The 6,188-nt window shown below is 42.4% G+C and carries 6 protein-coding genes; 4 read left to right on the top strand and 2 right to left on the bottom strand.

Annotated features, from left to right (window positions below; all coding sequences use genetic code 11):
- Nucleotides 1–302: 302 nt before the first annotated feature.
- Nucleotides 303–1,724 (bottom strand): cytochrome c oxidase accessory protein CcoG, encoded by a 1,422-nt coding sequence (gene ccoG, locus CXF86_RS07100; protein WP_101089506.1) that lies wholly within the window; start codon nucleotides 1,722–1,724, stop codon nucleotides 303–305.
- 88 nt (nucleotides 1,725–1,812) lie between these two features.
- On the opposite strand from ccoG, the gene CXF86_RS07095 reads away from it, so the two are divergent.
- From CXF86_RS07095 to CXF86_RS07085, 3 genes are all read left to right on the top strand, one after another.
- The gene (locus CXF86_RS07095) at nucleotides 1,813–2,166 is read left to right on the top strand and encodes a hypothetical protein (protein ID WP_101089507.1); all 354 of its coding nucleotides are present in this window, start codon (nucleotides 1,813–1,815) and stop codon (nucleotides 2,164–2,166) included.
- A gap of 140 nt (nucleotides 2,167–2,306) precedes the next feature.
- Nucleotides 2,307–3,209 carry a 1,4-dihydroxy-2-naphthoyl-CoA synthase gene (locus tag CXF86_RS07090; RefSeq protein ID WP_102038667.1) on the top strand — a complete coding sequence of 301 codons (903 nt, stop codon included), beginning with the start codon at nucleotides 2,307–2,309 and terminating at the stop codon, nucleotides 3,207–3,209.
- Nucleotides 3,210–3,390: 181 nt separating this feature from the next.
- Nucleotides 3,391–3,588 (top strand): DUF2061 domain-containing protein, encoded by a 198-nt coding sequence (locus CXF86_RS07085; RefSeq protein ID WP_102038666.1) that lies wholly within the window; start codon nucleotides 3,391–3,393, stop codon nucleotides 3,586–3,588.
- Nucleotides 3,589–3,610: 22 nt separating this feature from the next.
- On the opposite strand, the gene CXF86_RS07080 is transcribed toward CXF86_RS07085, so the two are convergent.
- Complete coding sequence (locus CXF86_RS07080) at nucleotides 3,611–4,807, bottom strand: potassium/proton antiporter (RefSeq protein WP_101089510.1); 1,197 nt, start codon at nucleotides 4,805–4,807, stop codon at nucleotides 3,611–3,613.
- A gap of 559 nt (nucleotides 4,808–5,366) precedes the next feature.
- Between CXF86_RS07080 and CXF86_RS07075 the strand changes: the two genes are divergently transcribed.
- Nucleotides 5,367–6,176: a phosphate ABC transporter substrate-binding protein gene (locus CXF86_RS07075; RefSeq protein WP_101089511.1), complete on the top strand. Its 810-nt coding sequence runs from the start codon at nucleotides 5,367–5,369 to the stop codon at nucleotides 6,174–6,176.
- Nucleotides 6,177–6,188 lie beyond the last annotated feature (12 nt).

The raw sequence follows: 6,188 nt of genomic DNA, 5'->3' as shown, positions 1-6,188 counted from the left end.
TTTAAGAAGTTTTTCGAGTGATGCTTTCTTAATCAGAAGTCAAAACCGAAGCCCTTAAAGCGCTTGTCACCTGAATCAAATCTCCGAAGAGTTTTAACTCTCTAACACCGCTGCAAGTCCCGTACTACCTAAGTAGCTGGCCTGCTGTGCTGTGTCAGTGGGTGCGAATTATAGGGAATTCCTCAGTAAGCGCAAGGGTCTTTCTTCATAAAAGTGAAACAATCATGCCAACCGCATGGTTATCAAACGATACGTACAAAAAAGGGGCTGAAAGCCCCTTTTTTACCATTTATATCGCTAGATTAGTTACCAAAAAAGCGCGATTCTTGTTTAGCTTCTATAGCACCATCATTAGTTTCTACTTCAAAGTTGATATGTGTCATCGCTCTGGTGAGATCAACTGGGTCAACAGCGATACTGATCGGAAGTGTTAATACCTCCCCGCCATTTAAAGTCACTTGTTGTGGGCCAATCCATTCATAGTTAGTTAAGCCTGCCACTGTCATATTATAGATATGGGTACTTTCGGTCTTATTAAGGATCTTTAGCGTAAAGGTGTTCTCAATTAAACCTTGGTCAGTTTCTCTAAACAATAGGTTACGGTCACGGATAACATCAATGCGGATCGGAGCAATTGTCGCAGTGGCATATATAAAGACTAAAATCATCACCGATAGAATGACACCGTAGCCAACAAGCTTAGGACGTAAGACTTTCTCTTTTACCCCTTCTAACTTGTTCTCAGTGGTATAACTGATTAAACCTTTGTCGTATCCCATGCGTTGCATCGTGGTATCGCAAGCATCAATACATGCACCACAGTTAATGCACTCGTACTGTAGACCGTTACGTATATCGATACCCGTTGGGCAAACCTGTACACATAAGTCACAATCAATGCAGTCGCCTAAGCCCATCGCTTTATGGTCCGCTTTGCGTGATCTTGGCCCTCGCGTTTCACCGCGCTGAGTATCGTAGCCCACTATATAGGTATTTTTATCAAACATAGCAGCTTGAAAACGGGCATAGGGGCACATATGAATACACATGATCTCGCGCATCCAACCGGCGTTACCGTAAGTCGCAAAGGTAAAGAAGATCACCCAGAAATAGATCCCACCACTGGCACTTAAGCTGAATACTTCTAAGTAGACTTCTCGTGTAGGCACAAAGTAGGAAACAAACGTCATTGCGGTTAATAACGATACCAGCAACCAAGCCGCATGTTTTGCCGTTTTACGCCAAAGCTTATTAAAGCTCCATGGCATCTGATCTAGCTTTATACGTTTATTACGTGCGCCTTCGAGCTTCTCTTCAAACCAAATAAAGATAAAGGTCCAAACTGTTTGGGGGCAGGTATAACCGCACCAAACCCGCCCTAGATAGGTGGTAATAAAGAACAATCCAAAAGCTGCTATCATCAGTAGTGCGGCAAGCAAAGTGAGGTCTTGTGGCCATATAGTTAAGCCGAACACATGAAACTTTTGCTCTGCTAAGTTAAACCATACAGCTTGCCTGTCTCCCCAAGGGATCCAAGGCAACAGTAAAAAGAACAGCATCGCGATCCAACCTAAACGTCGACGCAGTGTGCTCCATAAGCCTTCTACAGCCCTTACATAGATTCGATTTCGAGGATTAAACCTATCCGCTTTACTAGCATCTGGTTGATGGATTTTGATTCTTTCTACTTTTGAAAAATCTTTTTTATTTTGCTCTTCGTTCATTTTGTAGCCTTACAGCTTTAATATTGCTAGAAAACTAGCTTATTATAACGCTTATAATACAAGTTATTCACCTATATAGGACTAATTGATGAAAGGCTGGATTTTAATAGCGTTAATTGGCGGTATCCTTTATTACCTCTATACCGAAACGGACACACTTGATGAACCTGTTGCCGAAGTACAGGCTATTTATCAACAAGCTGAGGACAAACTTGATAGCATGACTGGCACGCAAATGAAGCGTATTGACGCTAAAGTTAATCTCTTAACGACTGATATAACAGAACGACTATCGGTTACAGAGCAACAAGCCCTAAAACTCATTAGCCAGTCACAGGTAAAACTAGATGACTATAAAGAGCGCTATTGTGGCAACGGTGCCGAGAGGCACAGTAGCTTTAGTAAAGAAAACCAAACTTATCTATGCGACAAATTGAATTAGGCAGCGATAGCCTAACCAATAAGCCATTGCGATAGATCTCAGTTCACGCATTAGCGATTAATGTTAATTGACCTGAGATCTGATTCCGCCTAGCCTTTACTCATTACTGTTATATAACGAAATGAAAAGGCTAGCTGCTCATGACTGAAAAAGTATCTGATATTTTTGACCCCGCATTATGGGATGTCGTTCCTGGATTTGATTTCGAAGATATTACCTACCACAGAGCTAAAGCTCAGGGAACCGTTCGCGTTGCGATTAACCGTCCTGATTGCCTGAACTCGTTCCGACCAAAAACGGTAGATGAACTTTACACGGCACTCAATCATGCTCGCCAATGGTCTGATGTAGGCTGCGTGTTAATTACCGGCAACGGCCCATCTGCTAAAGGGCAACACTCTTTCTGTGCTGGCGGTGATCAACGGATCCGCGGCAAAGATGGTTACAAATACGAAGGGGCTGAAGAGGGTACGCCAGATGTCGCTCGAATGGGCCGCCTACATATTCTTGAAGTACAGCGCCTAATACGCTTTATGCCTAAAGTGGTTATCGCGGTTGTACCTGGTTGGGCTGTGGGCGGAGGGCATAGTTTGCACGTGGTCTGTGACTTAACTTTAGCTTCAAAAGAACACGCAGTATTCAAACAGACAGATCCTGATGTTGGTAGCTTTGACTCTGGCTACGGCAGCGCTTATTTAGCCAAGATGATTGGCCAAAAACGTGCTCGAGAAATCTTCTTCCTTGGTTTTAACTACACAGCAGAAGAAGCCTTCGATATGGGTATGGTTAACCGGGCTATTCCTCATGTAGAGCTTGAGACCGAAGCGTTAAACTGGGGGAAAGAGATTAACTCCAAGTCGCCAACGGCTATGCGCATGCTCAAATATGGGTTTAACTTACCTGATGATGGTTTAGTGGGACAACAGCTTTTTGCAGGTGAAGCAACACGTTTGGCTTATGGTACAGCGGAAGCTCAAGAGGGACGTGACGCATTCTTAGAAAAGCGTGATAAAGACTTCTCATCATTTCCATGGCACTACTAATTGACAGATTGAGCAATTAATCAGAGATGATGTAAACCCATCAATACATTAAAGATGTTGATGGGTTTATACCCAAAAAGACTTTCCAATCGAATATTCCTATCAAACTTATCTATATAAACCTCTTTCAATTGCAAATGATAATCGTTATCATTTGATTAACTTTTAAAGGAGTACCCTCATGACCAAGACTATGACCTTTGCGATTATTCATTTTAGCGTCGCCTTCACAGTGACTTATTTGCTAACCGGCAGCGTTATCATTGGTGGTGCAATAGCCTTAATAGAGCCCGCTATTAATACCGTAGTGTTCTATTTCCATGAAAAAATCTGGAAAAGTATTGAGTCTAAAAACGCCTTACAAAGCGCCACGGCATAAAGAGTTAGGTTCCAGTGCCACTTTAGTCTTTATCTGAATTGTTCAAACCGAGCTTGTTCGCTAGAGGCGCTATCGCCCCACCTTGGATAAACACAGAGAACAGCACGATAAAGAACACCATATGCACGATTTCGAGCGAACCTGGAACACCCGCTGCGGCAGGAATTAATGCAAATACAATAGGGGTAGCCCCTTTTAAGCCAATGGCCGAAATAAACAATCGCTTCTTCCAGCTCGCTTTTACAAATGGCAGATAACAAAGTTGCACAGCCAATGGCCTTGCAACCAACATCAGCAATATTGCAGGTAATAATGAACTCACAAATACCGCTGCTAGCGACTGCGGGAAGATCTGTAAGCCCAACACAATAAACATCAGTGCTTGAGCTAACCAAGACAAGCTATTAAGGAAGTGTTGATTAACCGATTGCCCACGCTTAATACCATTGCCTATCACTACACCCGCTATATAAGACGCTAATAAGATATTACCGCCGAGCATTTCAGCGCCATAAGTTGCCACCACAAAGCTTGCGAGCACAAAAACAGGGATAAGACCGAACTCGGAAAGATGAATTCGATTAAGTAACGTAACAGCCAGCTTAGCCACCAGCCCACCGACGATTATCGCCACCGATATCTGTGTTACTAATTCAAGCGCAATTTCAGAGGCTATTACCGTTTTACTCGCAGAAAGTGCCATATCGGTTAAGAAAATCACCAGTAACATAGCAACCGGGTCATTAGTTGCAGATTCAAATTCCAATATGGTGTCAGTTTGCTCTTTCAGCTTTAACTTTTTAGATTCTAAGATAGAGAATACGGCGGCGGCATCGGTCGATGACACGATGGCAGCAAATAGCAGGCAGGTGATAAAATCGAAATCAAGCAGCCAATATAAAATGACCGCAAAAAACATCGTGGTAAACAAGACCCCAAAAGAAGCCAATACACCGCCTTCTTTATAGGCCACTTTAATCTTATCAGTTGATGTGTTTATGCCACCAACAAAGACAATAATATTTAGCGCCAGCCCACCAATCCAAGCCGTTTTACCCAAGTCATCATAAACAAAGTTGAACTCACCGTTGCCTAACACTAAGCCCACAGCCATAAAAATAAGCAGTGATGGGATCCCTAATGTTCTTGAAGGGTGATGCAGTAATATTCCGACTAAGATCAAAATAGACATACCAATCATGATCATTTCAGTCGTCATAAAACGTCCTTAAGTAAGTAGAGCTAATGAGAGTGTTAAAACCTAGCGCGTGCGGTGAGCGAAATATAAATCCGCTTTATAACCATTTATGTAGCTTAGTAGACTAAATTGCAATAACCGAATAGGTTGCAATTATCAGCTAATAATTAATGCGGCCAACCGATTACTGTCATAAAAGTTTAACAATAAATTTATCAAGCATTCTTCAACGTTAAATATACTACAAAACACTAGGTTAACCCTTAAATTAAGCTTAACGCTAAGTGAACCCCATGAAGCACACTAGTAAGTTAAGTCACCAAAACCAACTGCAACACATACCAAGCCCTCAAAAGTGGTTTTAAAATAGCATTTAAGAAAAGTCGTCTTAAATGTTACCAATCTAATAAAGTCCCTGCATTTCACTCAAGTAAAGCGCATTTACATTTTCAATTCAGCTTTTACATCAATAAAACACTGTCACCTAACTGTCATATATCTCTGTCTTAATGCAATCGCCTTCAGTGAGGCACTCATTTGGTTTCGTATTTAGACAACTTATAACAGAGTAGGAAAAGTAATGAAAAAAGTTATTAGCTTATTAACCGCTGTCGGTTTGATGGTATCGCCACTGGTTCAAGCTGGCACTGTTACCGTATCGGGTTCAACTTCAGTAGCACACGTAATGGAAGTGCTGGCAGAGAATTACCAAAATACCACGAAGAACAATGTTGAAGTGCAGAGCACAGGATCTTCAGCGGGTATTCGCGCCGCTAAAGATGGCACCAGCATGATAGGCATGTCATCACGCAACGTAAAACAAAGTGAGCTTAGCAGTGACACCAAAAAAGTTGTTATCGCACGCGATGGCATCGCAGCGGCTGTTAACAATGCCAACTTAGTAACAAGTTTAACCCAAGCTCAAATTTCGAAAATCTATCGCGGTGAAATTAAAAACTGGAGTGAAGTTGGCGGCGAGTCACGCCCTATTGTGGTCGTTACTCGTGAAAATGGATCAGGAACTCGCGGGGCTTTCGAAGAGATAATGAAGCTACAACGTAACATCAACGGTCATAAAGTTACCGCTATCACCCCTAGAGCCCAAGTCGGTAATGGCAACGGCATGATCAAGACCATTGTGGCTAACAACCCATATGCCATCGGTTATATTTCATTAGGCAGCGTCGATGACAGCCTACGTGCAATCGATGTTGATGGGGTTGCCGCAACAGATGACAACATTGCCACAGGTGACTATCAAATCGCTCGTCCCTTCATTGTGTTAATGGACAAGAACGCACCGAGTAATGCGCAAGACTTTATTAAATACATCTTGTCTGAAGACGGACAGAACATTGTCGCAAGCGAAGGTTATATCCGCGTTCAATAAGCTTACAAGGTC

This window comes from Shewanella sp. GutCb (assembly GCF_002836135.1).
Classification (GTDB): domain Bacteria; phylum Pseudomonadota; class Gammaproteobacteria; order Enterobacterales; family Shewanellaceae; genus Shewanella.
Note: the sequence above shows the minus strand (reverse complement) of the source record. Positions and strands in the feature narration are given on the sequence as shown.

Coding starts and splice junctions, on each gene's coding strand:
- ccoG (WP_101089506.1), bottom strand. CDS start 1,724: ATGAACGAAGAGCAAAATAAAAAAGATTTTTCAAAAGTAGAAAGAATC.
- CXF86_RS07095 (WP_101089507.1), top strand. CDS start 1,813: ATGAAAGGCTGGATTTTAATAGCGTTAATTGGCGGTATCCTTTATTAC.
- CXF86_RS07090 (WP_102038667.1), top strand. CDS start 2,307: ATGACTGAAAAAGTATCTGATATTTTTGACCCCGCATTATGGGATGTC.
- CXF86_RS07085 (WP_102038666.1), top strand. CDS start 3,391: ATGACCAAGACTATGACCTTTGCGATTATTCATTTTAGCGTCGCCTTC.
- CXF86_RS07080 (WP_101089510.1), bottom strand. CDS start 4,807: ATGACGACTGAAATGATCATGATTGGTATGTCTATTTTGATCTTAGTC.
- CXF86_RS07075 (WP_101089511.1), top strand. CDS start 5,367: ATGAAAAAAGTTATTAGCTTATTAACCGCTGTCGGTTTGATGGTATCG.